13 protein-coding genes and 1 pseudogene are annotated in these 17,642 nt (G+C 37.5%); 7 read left to right on the top strand and 7 right to left on the bottom strand.

Annotated features, from left to right (window positions below):
* Positions 1–290: 290 nt before the first annotated feature.
* The 3 genes from HMPREF3230_RS04540 to HMPREF3230_RS04535 are packed head-to-tail and all read right to left on the bottom strand — an operon-like array spanning position 291 to position 1,736.
* The gene (locus HMPREF3230_RS04540) at positions 291–929 is read right to left on the bottom strand and encodes a nucleotidyl transferase AbiEii/AbiGii toxin family protein (RefSeq protein WP_230955923.1); all 639 of its coding nucleotides are present in this window, start codon (positions 927–929) and stop codon (positions 291–293) included.
* A gap of 6 nt (positions 930–935) precedes the next feature.
* Positions 936–1,130: a hypothetical protein gene (locus HMPREF3230_RS06630; RefSeq protein ID WP_230955922.1), complete on the bottom strand. Its 195-nt coding sequence runs from the start codon at positions 1,128–1,130 to the stop codon at positions 936–938.
* Positions 1,131–1,736, bottom strand: coding sequence for a type IV toxin-antitoxin system AbiEi family antitoxin domain-containing protein (locus HMPREF3230_RS04535; RefSeq protein WP_075523763.1), 606 nt, complete (start codon positions 1,734–1,736; stop codon positions 1,131–1,133). It lies immediately after the preceding gene.
* A 1,089-nt stretch (positions 1,737–2,825) separates the two neighbouring features.
* On the opposite strand from HMPREF3230_RS04535, the gene cysK reads away from it, so the two are divergent.
* On the top strand, positions 2,826–3,758 hold the full coding sequence (gene cysK, locus HMPREF3230_RS04525; RefSeq protein WP_075523761.1) for a cysteine synthase A: 933 nt from the start codon (positions 2,826–2,828) through the stop codon (positions 3,756–3,758).
* A gap of 171 nt (positions 3,759–3,929) precedes the next feature.
* Entirely contained in the window at positions 3,930–4,787 is an 858-nt protein-coding gene (gene epsC, locus HMPREF3230_RS04520; protein ID WP_075523760.1) for a serine O-acetyltransferase EpsC, read from the top strand.
* Positions 4,788–4,904: 117 nt separating this feature from the next.
* Here epsC and HMPREF3230_RS06440 read toward each other — a convergent pair.
* The 3 genes and pseudogenes from HMPREF3230_RS06440 to HMPREF3230_RS04510 form a co-directional block, all read right to left on the bottom strand.
* Positions 4,905–5,015, bottom strand: a pseudogene (locus HMPREF3230_RS06440) (N-acetyltransferase); the annotation flags it as partial.
* A 78-nt stretch (positions 5,016–5,093) separates the two neighbouring features.
* The gene (locus HMPREF3230_RS04515; protein WP_075523778.1) at positions 5,094–6,449 is read right to left on the bottom strand and encodes an MFS transporter; all 1,356 of its coding nucleotides are present in this window, start codon (positions 6,447–6,449) and stop codon (positions 5,094–5,096) included.
* A gap of 378 nt (positions 6,450–6,827) precedes the next feature.
* Positions 6,828–7,229: a GNAT family N-acetyltransferase gene (locus HMPREF3230_RS04510; protein WP_075523759.1), complete on the bottom strand. Its 402-nt coding sequence runs from the start codon at positions 7,227–7,229 to the stop codon at positions 6,828–6,830.
* 34 nt (positions 7,230–7,263) lie between these two features.
* On the opposite strand from HMPREF3230_RS04510, the gene HMPREF3230_RS06725 reads away from it, so the two are divergent.
* The 5 genes from HMPREF3230_RS06725 to HMPREF3230_RS04490 are packed head-to-tail and all read left to right on the top strand — an operon-like array spanning position 7,264 to position 14,327.
* Positions 7,264–7,386 (top strand): helix-turn-helix domain-containing protein, encoded by a 123-nt coding sequence (locus tag HMPREF3230_RS06725; protein WP_082266289.1) that lies wholly within the window; start codon positions 7,264–7,266, stop codon positions 7,384–7,386.
* A gap of 6 nt (positions 7,387–7,392) precedes the next feature.
* Positions 7,393–8,394, top strand: coding sequence for a restriction endonuclease subunit M (locus tag HMPREF3230_RS04505; RefSeq protein ID WP_075523758.1), 1,002 nt, complete (start codon positions 7,393–7,395; stop codon positions 8,392–8,394).
* The gene (locus HMPREF3230_RS04500) at positions 8,372–12,454 is read left to right on the top strand and encodes a DEAD/DEAH box helicase family protein (protein ID WP_075523757.1); all 4,083 of its coding nucleotides are present in this window, start codon (positions 8,372–8,374) and stop codon (positions 12,452–12,454) included. Before HMPREF3230_RS04505 ends, HMPREF3230_RS04500 begins: the two co-directional genes overlap by 23 nt.
* Before the next feature lie 13 nt (positions 12,455–12,467).
* Positions 12,468–13,022: an SLATT domain-containing protein gene (locus tag HMPREF3230_RS04495; RefSeq protein ID WP_075523756.1), complete on the top strand. Its 555-nt coding sequence runs from the start codon at positions 12,468–12,470 to the stop codon at positions 13,020–13,022.
* Between the two features lie 18 nt (positions 13,023–13,040).
* Positions 13,041–14,327, top strand: coding sequence for a nucleotide-binding domain-containing protein (locus tag HMPREF3230_RS04490; RefSeq protein WP_075523755.1), 1,287 nt, complete (start codon positions 13,041–13,043; stop codon positions 14,325–14,327).
* A gap of 700 nt (positions 14,328–15,027) precedes the next feature.
* On the opposite strand, the gene HMPREF3230_RS06625 is transcribed toward HMPREF3230_RS04490, so the two are convergent.
* Entirely contained in the window at positions 15,028–17,604 is a 2,577-nt protein-coding gene (locus HMPREF3230_RS06625) for an LPXTG cell wall anchor domain-containing protein (RefSeq protein ID WP_230955921.1), read from the bottom strand.
* Between the last annotated feature and the right edge of the window lie 38 nt (positions 17,605–17,642).

Below are 17,642 nucleotides of genomic sequence, written 5' to 3'. Positions count from 1 at the left end.
CCCATACAAATGAACACCGCCGTCTTGCCTCCACGGGAGATATTTCGAGATTATATGCTTGAAATTCAAAAAGCATACTATTTCAAAATATTAGTGAAAGGATAATGCTATGCCGAATTGGGTATATAATCAATTAGAACTTCAAAATAAAGAAGATACTGAAAAAATCGCTAAATAAGCCAAACCCAAAGTATTCAATCGCTGCAAATTTACAACGATTGGCTACTGGCGCACGTCTCCCAATGATTTATAAAAGCCAGCACTCACTTAAAGGATTTTAACCCAAAATTCTATTCAAGCAATTTCAATAATGCATCCAAACTCAGTAGTGCACTGCCAAAATCAATATCTTTAGCATAAGAATATTTACGCTGATACAACGTCCACAATAAAGAAAGCTTTTCATCACAAGCAATACTTTCATAAATAGATTTAAGATTATCTATAATATTTTTAGTTTTACGATTTTTGCAAGTTGCACGAAAAGCACGCTTAAAAATCTCACTATCTACATCTCTTTTATGTGAAACAAGCAACACGTGAACATCATAAAAATCTCTCATACGCGTATTAAGAATTCCGCGCGATAATATTGTTTGCAATTTTTCTGCAAACACTGTTTCAATATTGTAAGAAAGAATAGAAATAGAACGGTTTTCCAGCATCAGCTTATAGTCATATTCGATTGCACGTGGTGTAATCGTAGCTCCCGTAGAAACATCAATCTTTATTGGAGTTATCATTCTTCCAATACGCGAGTCAAGCGCAAAACGAATACCTGGATATTCCATATCATCCATAATCTTCATAACGCTTTTAATAGTAAAATCAACTCCATCGTCTATGTCTATGCGAGATATATCCTCAATCATTCTTTTAGTATTTTCAAGCGATAAATCATAATTTTGAATAGTCGTATCTATATCCATAGTGGATCACATAGAAATACCAAGCAAAGATGTTACTAGAACACCGCCTTTTACAATAAAATTGTTGCGATATTTTGAAACGGAAACACGCTCTAAGTAGCGTTCCATCATGTAAAGACGCATTAGCACACGAGGATCTGCGTTATTGTGTTCGGCGAGGTTTTTGATTCTACCTCTTATTTGCGCATCAGTTAAATTCACTTACAGTAACACCTCAAAATACTTGCGAACAACATTGTTTACTCTAAAAAGTTTCGCATATTCCATCAACAAATTAAGATCTTTGTCTTGTCTATCAATATAGGATTTCAAGATTGTATTAAATTCTTGAATTTCAATTAAATTTCTGCTTCTAAATGCGTCACAGACACTTCTTTCAAGATTATACATTGGCACTTTATTACCGAGATTATCCATGACTAAAATCTTTCCAACTTCAAGCAATTCCTTTTTTACGCTATAAACTTTCACATTGCACGATGCTTTCAGCCTGTGAGCATTAAAACCACTATAAACAGTAATAGTGTGAGTAATTGGCTCCATATCAACTAATCCATGATAAAAGAAAGCTTCATCGTGAGAAAAAACAGCGGATGGTGAACGCTTATGAATAAGAAGCAACTCATCTACCCAAGAGTCTTTAGACGCGTATATTCCACCGCTTAACTGTTCTAGTTCATTATTTTTAACAAATTTATAAAACTTATATTTTGACAGTCCGCAAGATTTTGCTTCTTTTAGAGTAACCATATTGCTGCCATTAACGTCTAATAATGTAGTGATAATAGTAACCATCCTTTCGTGCATATATTATAACTTATGTTAGCACGATTGGATGAATTATATTAAATTTTACTATTACGATTTACTATCACAATTACGATTACGCTAATAGGATTCTGCGATTGCCACACACCTACTTAATGACACATTTACGCTGATTTAATACATTATATCAGCATAAACGTATCAAATACGCAAGCAAATAGTAAAGTGCAAATAGCCAAACCACATTTAACCAAATCCCAAAGTAGCAAATCAATGCAAATTCGCAGGCAATTGGCTACTATCGCCAAACAGAAACACTCACGCAGCGCGACGACCTGCCTGAGCGCATATCCTCACGGCATAGCCGTTCGGCTGATTTGGCATGTGAAGCACACCGTGCTTCACAATTAAGCCAAATCACGCTTTGAAGGAGCCTGAAATTCCAATAATTTCAGACTCAGTCAAAGCGCGCACGAAGGCAACTCGGAGCGGAAACTCGCTTAAGTTGGAAGTCCAGTGGACTTCCAACGCGAGTTTCGTAAGCGAGCGCGCAATCAGCGCGAGCACCAACTGCACTAGTGTCCCAAAACAGACAGAATCAGACACTAGCTCAGAAAAGGAATACACATCAAGAACTAGCAGACACAAATCAAATTTGACAAACACAAATACATTCGCTATAGTCTTCACTTATCACCATTTCGAGAAGTAAAAGGAGTGCACATGTATCATACAAATATGATGACAAATTGTTGTTGTAACGTATGCTGTTGCGCATTTCTTAATCGGAATGATGTTTGCAAGCACTAAGTATGCATCATCTAGCCTGTGTTAAAAAGCATTTACGTTAAAACACAGCAAATTACGATTCAAGAAACAGCGCGCTGTTTCTTTTTTTATGCCAAAAATCGGGTTATTTCGGGTTATTTCCCAAAAATCGAATATAAAACGTTAAAAAGATAACAATTTAATACGCGTTAAATATTAAAACGAATAAATTTAAACGAATAAATGGCATTTTAGAAACAACTAATAAAACAGTAGTCGCTTTATTGATAAAAATTGTTTTTTAAAAATTAAAAACAAAACATAAACAAAACAAATAACAAACAAGTAAGGGGAAATATTATGTCTAATATCTACAAGTCCGTACAAGAACTCGTAGGAAACACTCCACTTCTGGAGCTTACACACATTGAAAAAGAGTACAATCTATCAGCAAAAATCCTTGTAAAACTCGAATACTTCAACCCAGCAGGCTCTGTAAAAGACCGCATTGCAAAGCAGATGATTAAAGAAGCAGAAACCGCAGGAACTCTCAAACCGGGTTCAGTAATTGTTGAACCAACCTCTGGAAACACTGGCATTGGTCTTTCAATGATTGCGCAAACAAAAGGATACAAAAGCATTATCGTTATGCCAGAAAGCATGTCTATTGAACGCCGAAAACTTATGAAAGCATACGGAGCCGAGCTCGTGCTAACACCTGCTAAAGATGGAATGAAAGGCGCAATTGCCAAAGCGAAGGAAATCGTTGAAAACACGCCAAACGCGTGGACTCCAGGACAGTTTACCAATCAAGCAAATGTACACGCTCATTACAACACAACAGGTCCAGAAATTTGGCAAGACACTGACGGAAACGTGGATATTCTAATTGCTGGAGTTGGAACAGGTGGCACAATCACCGGTACAGGAACATATTTAAAGGAACAAAATCCGCATCTGGAAGTGATCGCAGTAGAACCAGCCAACTCCCCTGTGCTTGAAGGCGGAGATCCAGGAGCGCACAAGATTCAAGGAATTGGCGCAGGATTCGTGCCAGATGTGCTCAACCAAAATATTTACGATCGTATTGCTCATGTAACCGATGAAGACGCAATTGAAAGCGGTAAGCTTATAAGTAAAAAAGAAGGCGTTCTAGTAGGTATTTCTTCCGGAGCTGCAGTTTGGACAGCGATTCAAGAAGCAAAAAGAGAAGAGAACACGGGAAAAACCATCGTTGCAATACTTCCAGATTCAGGAGATAGATACTTGTCTACCGCATTATTTGAAGACTAACTACATTTAGGAGTCTACTTTAAATACGCAAGTTTTGATTAAATAATATATGGATAATAAATGGATAATAAATAACATTATTAGATAATGATCAAAACTATAAAATAAAGAAAATAAAGAAACGACAAAATAACGAAAGCAACAAAAACAAAAAAATAACGGGAGAAATGTATGAGTGATCGCCTTGACCTTATAAATCAACTCAACTCAATTCACGATTCAGACATAAGGCAAGCTACATTCATACCTAATTACCGAAATATTATTGCACTCATACATGCGACTCAGGCTCTACTTTTGCCTGAGTTGCATGTGCGCAATTTAAGCAACGAGACTACGCAACTCAATACTAGTTTGAACACTAACGATACTTTGAATACAGTTACTTCAAACGCGTTAAAAACTATAGAACGCATTATATTCCACGAACTTCAATGCTACACAAGCAACACAAATAAAATTCGAGAAATTTGCGATCAATTTATAAATACTCTTCCTGCAATTAAAAAGCTACTTTTAACAGATATTCAAGCAATATACGAAGGAGATCCTGCTTGCACAAGTAAAGTAGAAGTAACGCTCGCATATCCTGGTTTTTATGCAATGCTTATTCACCGCACAGCTCACGCACTCTACGAACTTAACATACCGCTAATTCCTAGACTTATGAGCGAATATGCACACAGAAAAACCGGAATTGACATTCATCCGGGCGCAAAAATTGGTGCATATTTTTGCATTGATCACGGCACTGGCATTGTAATTGGCGAAACAACTAAAATCGGCGATCATGTTAAGCTTTACCAAGGAGTAACACTTGGTGCGAAAAGCTTTGCGCTAGATGAGGATGGAAATCCTATAAAAGGCGGAAAGCGACACCCAAATATCGGCGATAACGTTGTAATTTATGCAAATGCTACGATTTTAGGTGGAGAAACTACAATTGGCAGCGGAAGTATAATCGCAGCAAACGCGTGGATAAACCGCAGCATTCCTGCAAACACAACCTACCACTTTCCTAAAGCCTAATGCTCGATTAAAGCATAGATTGCACTTCTACCATGTTGCTATTTCTACTTTTTGCTACTTCTACTTTTGCTATTTCTTTTCTAATATAATGGCACTAAAAGTAACTAAATCATCTTATATGCAGACCAAATCTATATACGCAGACCAACCAACAGAGTCATACAGCCTTAAAATATCTTTGCTATTATATTTTTCGTACTATTTTATTTGAACATCTGTTAAATTCATTTACAATAACACTCCCAAATATTGTGAAATCAACGTTACAATCACGTTTGAATTTACGTCAAAATCTACACAACACCATTAGTCTGTAGCGTAACTAGTGTTTGGTAACTGTGGCAAAACAACAAGCAATCCTGCTGTGAAAATCAGCGCGAGTATAGGCAAAAGCTGCCATTGGAACGTAGACGAGAATGCAAATCCAATCCAAGATCCGCTAGTAGCACCAATCGCGAACGCGAGTCGCGCCCAACCGGAAAACTTAGCGAGCGTACTTCCTTTAAACAGAATTTGACGCGCAACAATAATCGGCTCTACTAGTAGCATTCCGCCAATCGCTTGAAGTAAGAATGCAAAGCACATCATTGGCAAAAGATTAATAAACATAAGGCAATAAGCAGCTAAGCTCACAACAATACCTAAAATCGCAACTTTTCTTAAGCCGAGTTTTTGAGACGAATGCGCATATAAAACGGACGCAAGTACGCTTCCTACACCAGTGAAAATATACAATATCGTCAAAGAGTTAGAACTATATTGCTTACCAATACCGAGAAGAATATAAGAAACAGAGCATGCAGGAATAAAAGCAACCAAGAGAGATCCCAAAAGAAGCATGATTTTACTCTTGAGCGATGGATTCGCAGATTTCTTAATAGTAGATTGCTTAGATGCAGATTGCTCAGATGCAGATTGCTCAGATGCAGATTTGGAATCTGAGATATTTTCCAACTCCGTCTGCTTTTCTTGATTTTCTTGCGAATCTTGCGATTCTGGCGACTCTACCACTCTTTCGTTAGACACCTCATCTACTTCGCAAGATGCTTGCGAGATGTCTTGTTTCATAATAAATCGCGTAGCACAAGCCGCAAAAGAAGTCACGGACGAGAAAATCAAAACCGCAGAAATGTGCCAGCTTGCAATCCAAGATCCTAATGGAGAGCCGAGCAATGTTCCTGTAATACTCGCCAAAACGCTCACAATGCCACTGTAGTTGACAATCATGCTGTCATCGCCGCCGGCAGCATCAACCTCGAAAACTTCACTAGCAATATCAATCACTTGCCCCGTAATCAACAATGCGCAAGAAAGAGCAACAAGCGACCACTTCCACGCAGTAGGAGAGCCAAGCATAAGAAGCGGTAGTAAACTGAGCACGCCTTCTACGCCTTCAGTCATAGCAAGAGCGCGAAAACCGCCAAGCTTATCAACAATCCAACCAGAACATGGCGAAAGAAAATCGGCAACCGTCATAAAAGTCTTACGAAAACCAATCACCCAAGCCGGCAAGCCAACAATAATAATAGAAGGCAAAACCGAACCCTCATACGCTTGATTGCCAAGCATAGAAAAACAGAAGCCAATAAGCGCCCATCGCAATGCAGGACTAATAGATCTCATACGAATAAAAATATTATTTTTGCTAAAAATTGACTTCACAGCAACCAACTCTCCCCTAATCCTTGATTTACACTATTGAACTTTATTTCATGCTATTGAACTTTATTTCATGCTATTAAGCAAATTAGTATAGTCAAACCTATTCACAAAGATTATTTTTATGCGAAGTCGCAAGACAAAATAGAATAAATTTTTATCATAAATACCAGTGTTATTCTTGACGTAGCGCTGTTCATTAACGCACTCTAGGTATAACACTCGTACAAACACACATTACATTCCAATAAGAACTACGCTACACTTTTATAAACGCACGTCACACTATGATTCACACACGTCACACTATGATTCAGGCACGTTACACTCTAAATACACAACGTCACACTCGTGTAAACGCTACATTCCGATAAGCACATATTACATTCTGATAAAAGCTACACATTCAATCTCATCTGAAGCAGTAAATCCAACGGAACGATAGAACGCTTTCGTTTTTTCTGTATTATCCGTTAGCAGTTCCAACTGATATACATCTTTGTACTTTTCCATAAGCGTCTTTAGTAACTTTGTACCAATACCTTTTCTCTGATATTTTGGCAATACGATGATATCTTGCACAAAAACGATCGTCTGTCCATCACCAACAGCTCTAATAATTCCCACCAATTGATCATCAATCGTTGCGCCGAGCACACAAAGTGAACCTGCATACGCACGTTCAAGAACATCAGTACGCTCTAAATAATTAGTCCATCCAACACTCTTGTAAAAATTAACAATCTCATCAAGACAAAAATTTTTGTACTCTCTAATCTCCATAATTCCCCACTCCTTTACGACAATAATAAAGTTTATGATAATAATTAGGATTAACGAAGACGAGAATGTTAATACAGAGACACTACTACGCATCTGTCAATACTTGGAATGCAACATCAAAGACATTTGCGAAGTAAAACAGGTAAAGGGAGGATAAGAATATATGAGTGCAACATGTTTATCTAAAAACGTATTTTCTAAAAATATTGATGAACAGACCTTAGTTGAACATTATCCTAAAATTTTACCTACTCTGTTACTTGATAGAACCACAAAACGTAATATTGTTTGGGCCACAGATGACTATAAAGAAGTTAGTAGCTTACATAAAGCTAATGAAGAAATTACAGTCGCATCTATTACTGGAAAATATTCTGAATTAATTGCTCCTAGAATTGCAAAATCTCGCGAATTGCAAACATCTCGAACTAAAAATAAGGCTGAGGTGTTTACTCCGTCTTGGATTTGCAATGAACAAAATAATATTGTTGATGAAGCTTGGTTTGGTAGATCTAATGTTTTTAATCATACTAGCGACAAAAGTTGGACTTCTACTACAGAAAAAATTGAATTTCCAAATAAATCTTCTAAAAGTTGGGTCTCATATGTAGATGAACGTCGAATGGAAATAACATGCGGAGAAGCTCCTTATTTAGTTAGTCGTTATGATTCAACAACTGGCAAAATAATTTCACTTAATCAACGTATCGGACTTTTGGATCGCAAGCTTAGAGTAGTTAAAGAGAATACTAATGATGAAACAGATTGGCTCAAATGGTCTAAACGCGCATTTGAATCTATATATGGTTTTGAATATCAAGGAGATAGTCTGCTTCTGGCAAGAGAAAATCTTCTTGCAACATACGTTGATTATATGCGTGATTCACTTAATAGAAAACCTACAGAGTCAGAGCTTTTAAGCATAGCAACGATCATCTCTTGGAACATCTGGCAAATGGATGGGCTTACAGGATATCCGCCTTATTGTAGTGAGATACATGCAAATACTCAGCCAACTTTATTTGATTTTGAAGAAACTGAAAAAAATATAGATTCTCAAACTTCAACATCATGCAGAATAAAAGATTGGCGCGCTAATAAAATCAACACATTTAATGACTTACTTTTACAGGAGAAAAACGATGGAACGAGTAGACAATCTTGAATTGCTAGATAATCTTATTTTTGGAAGAGTTACACCACACATTTATGCTTTCCAAACAGGCACAATACCAAACTATCTCAAAGTTGGTGATACTTATCGGGCAGTCAGCATTCGTTTAAAGGAATGGGAACAAAAGTTCCCAGATTTAAAGAAGGAATATGAGCATAAAGCAACAGTAACTGACGATGTTTATTTTCGCGACCATGCTGTTCATCACTACTTAGAAGTATCACTTGGTAAAGAACGATTAAAACCGCAAGATTTACCTAGAAAAGATCTTTACTATAGTCGTGAATTTTTTAAAGAGGTTATTCCTTCCGACATTGATGCAGCCATAAACGATATTTGTGAAAAATATGGCGAACGTAGCGATAAATACGCCTACTATGATTCCAATGAACGCTTGGCACTTACAGTACACTATGAGCGAGGAGCAAAGTGGACACTACGCCCAAATCAACAAAAAGCGGTTGATAATTTTATAAAGGCAGTGAACTCAGGACGTACAAATCTTTTAATGTATGCTGTTATGCGATTTGGCAAATCATTCACATCACTTGCATGCGCTAAAGCCATAAATGCAAAGACTGTGCTTATTGTTTCTGCTAAAGCAGACGTTCGTGAAGAATGGAAGAAGAACGTAGAACAGCCTGGTAATTTTGAAGGCTATAACTTTTTAACTTCAAAAGAATTATTAGAGAACGATAATGCTATTTCAGATATTCATGCTAAAGATGAAACGGCAGTTATTTTCCTAACATTACAAGACTTGCAAGGTACTGAGATTAAGGCAAAGCATGCACAAGTCTTTGAAAATAAAATTGACTTATTAATTGTTGATGAAACACATTTTGGTGCTCGCGCTCAAAGTTATGGCGAGATTTTGCGCAATGTGCAAACAGACGAGAAAAAAGACCTAAAAGACAATATTAAGTTTCTTGATAAGCAGGAAGATGACCAAATAGATCTGGAAGATGCCAATAAGCAAATCAAGGAATTAAAGGCTAAAGTTCGATTGCATCTCTCTGGTACTCCTTATCGAATATTAATGGGTTCAGAATTTGAGCCAGAAGATATTATTTCTTTTGTTCAATTTACAGATATTGCTCGAGAACAGGCAGCTTGGGATGCTGAAAACTTATATAAGGACGATGTTGAGGAATGGGACAACCCTTATTTTGGTTTTCCTCAAATGATTCGTTTTGCTTTTCACCCAAGCGAGCGAACTATAGAAAAAATGAATGAACTGAAAAAGCATGGAGTCAGTCTTGCTTTATCTGCTCTTTTTAAGCCCCAATCCATTAAGAAAGATACAAAAACAAATGGTCATCAAAAATTTGTACATGAAGATGAAGTCTTTGACCTTCTAAAAATTATTGATGGTACTTCTAGTGACTCAAAACTTTTAGGATTTTTAGACTACGATAAAATTAAGCAAGGTCAAATGTGCAGGCATATTGTAATGGTTTTACCATATTGTGCTTCTTGCGATTCAATGGAAAAGCTAATTTCAGATCATGCTTTAGAATTTAAGAATCTCGGTGAGTATGAGATTTTAAATATTTCAGGCTTAGATGCACAACACCACTTCCATACGCCAACAGATATTAAAAATCGTATTGCAAAACTTGAATCAGAAGGTAAAAAGACACTCACCTTAACAGTAAATAGAATGCTTACAGGTTCAACTGTTGAACAATGGGATACAATGATTTATCTAAAAGACACATCTAGTCCGCAAGAATACGATCAAGCAATATTTCGCTTACAAAACCAGTATGTCCGTGAACTAAGCGACGGCAAAAAAATTATCAAAGAGTGCCTAAAACCGCAAACTCTGCTCGTAGATTTTGACCCACATCGTCTTTTTACAATGCAGGAGCAAAAATCTTTAATTTACAATGCTAACACTGAAAAGAACGGTAATTCATTGCTCGACAAACGTATTGCTGACGAGCTTCGTATATCGCCAGTTATTACGATGAATCATAACCGCCTAGAACAGGTGCAAGCTACTGATATCTTAAAAGAGGTTAGTCACTACAACAATTCTCGTTCAATTAGCGATGAGGTAATAGATTTACCCATAGATCTCTCTATCCTAAATAATGAGCATATGCGGGATGTAATTGAAGCACAAAACCCATTTGGCTCTAAGGCAGGCTTAACTCTAGAAGCTCATGAAAGTGAAACAGGTGGACAGGATTTTGATGTTAATGATGACGCAGATGACGCGCTGGATGATCATAATGATGAAGCAGAGCCGCAGAGACAGGCACCTCTAACAGCTATAACAGATGATAAAGAAATCAAAGATTTAGAAAACAAGATACGCACCTATTATCAGCGCATCCTCTTCTTCTCGTTCCTTTGCCCAGAATCAGTAAAATCATTAGATGACATTTTAAAAATATTGCATAACGGTAAAAATAATCGACTCGCTAAAAACCTAGGTATCAATACAAATGATATAGAGGTTTTACGAAATTCACTCAATGCTTTTAAGCTAAGTGCATTAGATTATAAAATCCAAAATATATCTACACTCGCCACTGACGAAAACTTACAACCCCTTGAACGTGCAGTAACTTCACTTGCCAAATTTAGCCGTATGTCTGCTTCTGAAATCATAACACCCATAAAAGTAGCGGATGAAATGGTAGAAATGCTTTCCGAAGACCAATTGCGTCAAATTGTATCTTCTGGTGAAAAATTACTTGATATTGCATCAAAAGCAGGCGAATATACTGTAGCACTAGTAAAGCGTCTACAGGCATTAGGCTTTACGCTTGACGAAATAAGAAACAGCATATACGCAATTCCTACTTCAAGCGTTGCTTATGAGTTCACAAGACGTTTCTACGAAATACTTGGACTAAATACTGCTTGTATAGCTAAAAACTTTACAAGCTACGACCTTCTCGATATTAAAACAGATAACGAGGAGGTGGACTATAATCAAATAACTGAACTTCTTAGTCAGAAGAAAGATTTTGAAAAGATTACACTACAAGATAACATTCAAGGGGGTGAAAAAGTGGAATTTGGAGCAATAGTAGGAAATCCGCCGTATCAGGAGAGTGATGGTGGAGAAGGAAATGGATCATCTCCAATATATAACAATTTCATTGATTTGAGCACAATTATTACTAATTGCGCTGTTCTAATACATCCTGCACGATTCCTGTTTAATGCTGGAAAAACACCAAAACTATGGAATAAGAAAATTTTAAAATCACCTTTCTTCTCAATCAAGAACTATTCTATTGACAGTTCAAAAGTGTTTGAAGGCGTTGATATTAAAGGTGGTGTTGCTATTAGCCTTTATGATAGGGGTAATAAGAAAACTCCAATAGATGTTTTTATTCCATATCCAGAATTAGCGTCTATAGCCAAGAAAGTCCAAATGCATGATACATTAATGTTGGATACAATTGTTTATCCTAGGGATTTATATCATCTCACAAATCAGGTTTATTTAGACCATCCAGATTTACTTGATAGACAAAGTAAAGGTCATAAATTTGATCTTGGCTCAAATGTTTTTATAAAATTACCTGAATTATTTGTTGATAATAAAGTAAATAAAAATTATGTCGGTGTGTACGGTCGTGATGATAATAAACGTACTATTAAGTGGATATTAAATAAATATTTGCGAACACCAGATAATTTATCCAACTACAAAGTAATCATTCCAAAATCAAATGGTACTGGCGCAATTGGAGAAGTACTGAGTACACCATTTATTGGCGAACCTATGATTGGTCATACGCTAACTTTTCTTAGCATAGGCTCATTTAATACTAGATTTGAAGCTGAAGCACTTCTAAAATATATAAAATCTCGCTTTGCACGTGTTTTGCTTGGTATTCTAAAAGTGACACAAGATAACCCTCAAAGTACATGGAAATATGTTCCTTTACAAAACTTCACAGAATCATCAGACATTGACTGGTCAAAATCCGTTGATGATATTGATCAGCAACTTTACTGTAAGTATGGTTTTAATGATGAAGAAATTTCATTTATAGAAGAAAAAGTACAGCGTATGGAATAGTACGAGGTATGCCATGGAAAATAAAAGCAAACTAATCCATTTACTTGATGCCCGTGCAGATCGTCTTTTATACACTTATCGCACACAAGAAAAAGCTGCTGACAGATATGAATCCTGGGAAAGATGGCGCAAAAGATTCTCAATTGTCTTAACTGTCGTAACTACAGGCACACTGATTACAAGTGTTGCTGGTATTATGTTAAACAAAATTTGGGGGAATTTCGCCGTAGCACTTATTGCAACTTTAGCAACAGGCGCTTCTTTTTCGGGTGAATTCTTTGATTTTAAGGCAAAAATAGCAGAACATCAAAAGTCCGCTGTTGAAATCCGCTATTTATTCGAAAGATATGAATCATTAATTTCTGATCTCGAAGCTTCAGCCATTTCAGACGAGGACGCACGTAAAATTCGAGATGAGCTAGAACTTAAAGAACACGACGTACTATCAACAGCACCTAGAACAACATCCAGAGATTATAACAAGGCTAACACTGCTATAAACGGTAACGAAAAACCTCAGTCATCACAAGAAGAAATTGATAACAGAACCCCAGGAAGAATAGAATAAGGAAGAAATATCAGTTACATGAGTGCATTAGACGTTTTTGATAAAATCTTCGACAATCTTCAGATTTCTAATAAGGAAAAAATTATAAACCGTAGAGATGAAATTACAAAAGCTCTCAATAAAGAATTTAGAGATTCAGAATCAGAATCAGACAATCGGTTAATGGTAGGTTCATGGGGACGCCATACTGCCATAGATGGCGTTTCTGACTTGGATTTACTTTATATTCTACCTTCTAGCTTATGGGATGATTATCATACAGTTGATGGCACAAAAAAGGTTTTGTCCAAAGTAAAACAAGCTATAGCCACACGTTATTCACAAACTGACCTTCGAGTAGATCGACTAGTTGTTGTAGTTAATTTCAAAAATTATAAATTTGAAGTACAACCTGTCTTTGAACAAGATGATGGTTCATTTTTGTATCCAGATACTTATTCCGATTCTTGGAAAACAACCAAACCTAGAGATGAGATCAAAGCTATATCCAATCTCGATGAAACATCTATGGGGAATGCTAGAAAAATTTGTAAGTTAGCTCGCGCATGGAAAAATAAACATGATGTTCTTATGGGCGGCCTTCTCATAGATACTCTGGCATGGAGATTTCTCAGTGATAACAATGAATATTTTAACGATACAAATCATCCTTATTATATGATTAGAGATTTCTTTAAATATCTAACCAATTTACCCAAACAAGAATCCTGGGATGCTCTAGGCAGCAATCAAAAAGTAAAGGTCAAGAAAGATTTTCAAGAAAAAGCTGCAGAAGCTTATAAGCTCTGTTGTGTTGCTATTGATGAAAACAATGAAGATACGTCATACAAGAAATGGCGAGAGGTATTTGGAAGATTTGTTCCATTAAGTGACTACGAACAAGCAGCCAAGGATCTTTTTACTTCGTATGATGACACAGAACAGTTTATCGAAAATTTTTATCCAATTGATTTACAATGTGAGCTTAATCTTGAGTGCAAAGTAACACAAGATGGATTTAGACCAGCTAATTTAAGAGATATGATAATGAATCGTATTTGGCTTAAACCAAACAAAAAACTAGAATTTTATATAACAAATACAGATCTCCCAACACCATATAGTCTCAAATGGAAAGTATGCAACTGTGGAGAAGAAGCTAAAAAACGAAATTGTATAAGAGGACAAATTATTGATGGTACAAGCTCTAACACCAGAGAAGAATATACGGTTTTTCGAGGAGAACACTATGTTGAATGCTACGCTATACACTATGGCGTGGTAATAGCAAAAGGTAAAATCTCTGTACCAATCACTACAAACTAGGATTAAATAGCCTGGTTTTCCACTTATATTTCATTCTTGACTTATTCTCCTTGTAGCCTATACATCACTCAGCTTCCAAAATAAGTCAAGCACTTATAAACCCACTAAGAAGTAAAAGAACACACCCCCTAAAAAGAAAAAATCCAGTGTCAATTCACACCGGACTTGCATTCACGTTCTTCCATTTCATCAGCCTACAATAAGCCCTTATTTACAGTGTTATTCTAAGCGACAGCCACCAAACTTTGTATCATTTTGAGAAATTCATCCTTCATCATACTGTGCATGAATCGTGCTTAATTGACATTTTCCACTTCGCTCCCTGGGTGCAAAGTGTGTGCACCTTTTAACGTTAGCATCCTGTGCACTCGACCCTACAACACCGTAGACATCTTCCCTCAAACAGCCAAATCGAGGTTATTCCCCAAATCGTGCACAAAAATCGTGCAAAAGAATCACGCCCAAAAATCTCGCACAAAAATCACGAGAAATCAGCCTAATGTAGACAAACACAAAAGCGTAATCCGCAAAAGACTATATACAAAAACAGGGGTTATTCCCAAAAATGGAAATGAAGCCAAAGTACGTTTTGACATATAACCCTGCGTTTTAATAAAAGAAAACCTCACTTTGCGAAAATAACCACAAAGTGAGGCAATAAATAAAAACAAACTAGACTAAATCTAGTACTACCATGCTACTACATGTTGCAATGGCGAGAAACACCACGACGCTTACCAGCAAAAAGCACTACACCAGCAGCAGCAACCATTGCAGCAAACATGCCAACAAAAGTCATTGCACTACCAGTATTAGGCAATTTATTCTTACCAGTAGATTCACCAGAGTGAGCTTTAGCATCAGCTAACGCCTTACGAGCATCAGCAAGTTTACGAGCAGCAGCATCAACTTGAGCCTGAGTAGCGTTGGAATCAGCAGCCACCTTCTTAGCGTCAGCCAAAACAGCCTTCAAAGCAGCCTTAGCCTGAGCCACACCAGCAGCATTACCTGCAGCAGCAAGATCAGATTCAGCACCCTTAATCTGAACATTCAACTCACCCTTATCCACTGTGGTCGACTCATTCTCAGACACCGGTGAATCCGAACTAGTTTCAGAAGCAGGAGTCGTAGGAGTTGGAGGAGTTGGAGGAGTTGGAGGAACCGGCTTACTCTTCTCAGCTTCAGCTAACAAAGCACGAGCACCCTCAACAGTCTTAGCCTTACGAATATACTTAGCAACGAAAGTGAAGCCTTCCTTCTCAGCCTGCTTAGCAATATTCTCAATCTCATCTTTAGCCATCTGCTCAATCTTAGCTTTAGCTTGAGCAAGAAGCCTTGCTGTAGGATCTTCATTATCCCTATCAGCAACCTTACCAGCGTTCACACCAGCATCAGCAGCATTCTTCAACATCTCTTCATACAAAGCCTTAGCTTCGTCATAAGTCAAGCCCTTGAACAAGTCAGCAGCAGACAACTCAGGAAGTTCAGGCTGAACAAGAGCCTCACCCTTAGCAGTCTGAGGAGCTGAAGGAACTGGAGTTGGAGGAACCACCGGATTAGGTTGCTGCTTCTTGGAAGCACGAGCAACATCTAACACAGCCTGAGCACCCTCAACAGTCTTAGCATTACGAATCTGCTTAGCAGCGAAAGCAAAGCCTTCCTTCTCAGCCTGCTTAGCAATCTCTTCAATCGTAGCCTTAACAATCTTCTGGAAAGCAGCTTTAGCTTGAGCAAGAAGCTTTACTGTATCAGCGTCAAGCTTGCCATCCTTAGCATCCTTCTTAGCAGCTTCTGCATTAGCGTTCATTTCATCGTACAAAGCCTTAGCCTGTTCATAAGTCAAGCCCTTGAACAAGTCAGCAATATCATATGCAGGAACATTATTAATTGCAGGAGCTACAGCATTATTAGTATGCCTCTTAGCAATCTCAGCTTCTTTAAGCAAGTTCTTCAAAGCCGTCAAAGTAGACTTCTTAGAATTACGAATCAGATTAGCGATAAAGTGCAAGTCCTCAGCATCAGCCTTCTTTGCTAACTCCTCTATAGCAGCCTTCTTACCTTGCTCAAGAAGCTTTGCTACAGCAGCAGATTCCTTGTACTTAGCATAATCCTTCAAAGAATCAATAACATTCTTTGGCAAGCCAAAACGCTCAGCCTCAGCAATAAGAGCATCCTTCCTAGCCTTATCTTTAGATATTGCTTCTTCAACCTTCGCTCTTTCTGCATCAAACAAAGCTTTTTGAGCAGGACTAATCTTCTTCTTCTGCTGCTTCAACGTAGCTTCAAAAGTCTTAAAATCAACAAGATCAGCCATCGCCGTAACATCACTATCGCTGAAATCAGTGTGATAAGTCACAGCAACCGTAACAGTATTCTCACCAGAGTTAATATTCGCAGGATAAGTAATAGTACCAATAGTACCAGTATCAACCACAGAATCACCCTGAGCAGGAGTAAGATCATTCTGCACCTGAGCTAACAAACCAGCACCAATCTCAGAAACAGTCTTCCAACCACCATCAGCATGCTCATCAGCACTATACTTATTACCAATCTTGTAAAGAGTAATAGGCTTAGTCTTATGATCCTTATCTCCAACCTTAAAGTTTAAAACAACATTATCAAGCTTAGTAACAGTTACCTTCGCTCTTTCTGCATCAAACAAAGCTTTTTGAGCAGGACTAATCTTCTTCTTCTGCTGCTTCAACGTAGCTTCAAAAGTCTTAAAATCAACAAGATCAGCCATCGCCGTAACATCACTATCGCTGAAATCAGTGTGATAAGTCACAGCAACCGTAACAGTATTCTCACCAGAGTTAATATTCGCAGGATAAGTAATAGTACCAATAGTACCAGTATCAACCACAGAATCACCCTGAGCAGGAGTAAGATCATTCTGCACCTGAGCTAACAAACCAGAAGTAATCTGAGTTGCAGTATAGTTAATATCGCTCTTTTCAGTACCGTACTTATCACCATTCTTGTAAAGAGTAATAGGCTTAGTCTTATGATCCTTATCTCCAACCTTAAAGTTGAAAACAACATTATCAAGCTTAGTAGCTTGATTACTCTGAACAACGTTAGAATCACCATTCGTCTGAACTGCCAAAGCAGGCGCGGCAATTGCTAAACCGGAGACGAGTGTGGCACCGGCAGCAAATGCAGCAATCGCTTTCTTATTTAACATAATCTTCCTTTCTTCTTCCTTCTCACGTATAAGCGTGCGAAGAATACGACTGCTGGAATAACCTCGTAATCCTGATACAGTCATAACCATTAAAAATGGTTAATCAGCTACTAAGATACCCCCCCCCC

It is taken from the genome of Gardnerella vaginalis (genome assembly GCF_001563665.1).
Lineage (GTDB): Bacteria > Actinomycetota > Actinomycetes > Actinomycetales > Bifidobacteriaceae > Bifidobacterium > Bifidobacterium vaginale_A.
Note: the sequence above shows the minus strand (reverse complement) of the source record. Positions and strands in the feature narration are given on the sequence as shown.